We start from the raw sequence: 1,294 nt of genomic DNA on the forward strand, positions 1-1,294 counted from the left end.
TTTCTCCACCAGTTGCCTGTCAGCTACTAAGCGACTTGGTTCTTACTTAGATCGGACTTCCACCGACTAGCAATTAACGGCTTGCTGGGCACGCAAAGTGTAATAGAGATCCTAGAGATCCCTGCTTAGAAGAAGATTAATCCTCTTAACCACACTAAAGTGATATACGTCTTTTAAGTTCAACTTGATCAAATAGTAAAGCCCCCACTGAAGTGAGGAACTTTTTATTTAATCAGGATATGTCTCACAAATCTGCCACCACGGACAACTTGTAACTTGTGAGGAAGCTTCAGTAGCTAAGGCACCTGTTGTAAGGGATAAAACTAACGTTAGGGTAAAGAAACCTGCTAAAAATTTCTTCATAGTGGTAATCTCCTTTCTTCCATTTGTTATTTATATTCAGAACATTACGTTAATTATTAATGAATTTCAACCATAATCCTTCTTCAATGTTCGACATGGTAGTCCATAAATAAACCTTTGACTACAGAGGCAAATACTCGATATCTAATATGATAAGGAACAGCTTGGCCATGATAGTATATAAATTACTCAGAGTATATGCCCAGGTATCCATAATCAGGCTATTGTTACCGTTACATTTGTACAAACCAAGCATAGACTAACCACGTAAGCACAGCACTAATTAAGGAGGGATTTTATGTCTGGTGCAGTTGTAGGAGGATTCGGTGGAGGATTTGCCCTTATCGTCGTATTGTTCATCTTATTAATTATTATCGGTTGTAGTTGTTTTGGTGGCGGATTTGGAGGAAGAGTATACTAAGTATCCTTTTTTCTTTGATTAGTCCCTGTTCTTACAGGGGCTATTTTTCATTTGAGGTTATAAAGAGATATACGTCCTTAATATCCTCCCTGTTGGCTAACCATTGACAGACCAGCTCTAACAGAGGAAAGTCATTCATAGTACGTATGTATAACTCATACACTTGATCTGTGTGCAAACTATTTGACAGCCAGTTTGAGGATTGTATCAATACTATATACTAAAACGTTCATTAGCTCCACCTCGATATATTAGTTTCTAAAGTAACACAAATTCCTTCTTGGACAAAATAAAAAAGCCCCATCCTAAGATAAAGTGCCCCCTTTGTAAAGGACATTTAAAAAAAGCCTAGGCAAGAGCCCTTAGAAGATGATCTCTGTATTGAACAGGGGTCATCTTTTTTCGATTCCATTGATATCTATAGTGGTTATGGTAGGTCATATATTGCTTAATTTCTTTTTTTATCTCATCTAGAGTTGAACATTCTTTAATAGTGGTTTCATCCTTAAG

3 protein-coding genes are annotated in these 1,294 nt (G+C 36.9%); 1 reads left to right on the top strand and 2 read right to left on the bottom strand.

Going from position 1 to position 1,294, the window contains the following annotated elements:
* Nucleotides 1-228 precede the first annotated feature (228 nt).
* Entirely contained in the window at nucleotides 229-363 is a 135-nt protein-coding gene (locus tag J2S11_RS22185; protein ID WP_307398384.1) for a hypothetical protein, read from the bottom strand.
* A gap of 298 nt (nucleotides 364-661) precedes the next feature.
* Here J2S11_RS22185 and J2S11_RS22190 point away from each other — a divergent pair, with 298 nt between their 5' ends.
* Nucleotides 662-784: a YjcZ family sporulation protein gene (locus tag J2S11_RS22190; RefSeq protein WP_307398386.1), complete on the top strand. Its 123-nt coding sequence runs from the start codon at nucleotides 662-664 to the stop codon at nucleotides 782-784.
* A 348-nt stretch (nucleotides 785-1,132) separates the two neighbouring features.
* On the opposite strand, the gene J2S11_RS22195 is transcribed toward J2S11_RS22190, so the two are convergent.
* Nucleotides 1,133-1,294 (bottom strand): IS3 family transposase (locus J2S11_RS22195; RefSeq protein WP_307398388.1); only part of this gene is annotated, 162 nt, incomplete at its 5' end.

The organism is Bacillus horti (assembly GCF_030813115.1).
In the GTDB taxonomy this organism is placed as follows: domain Bacteria; phylum Bacillota; class Bacilli; order Caldalkalibacillales; family JCM-10596; genus Bacillus_CH; species Bacillus_CH horti.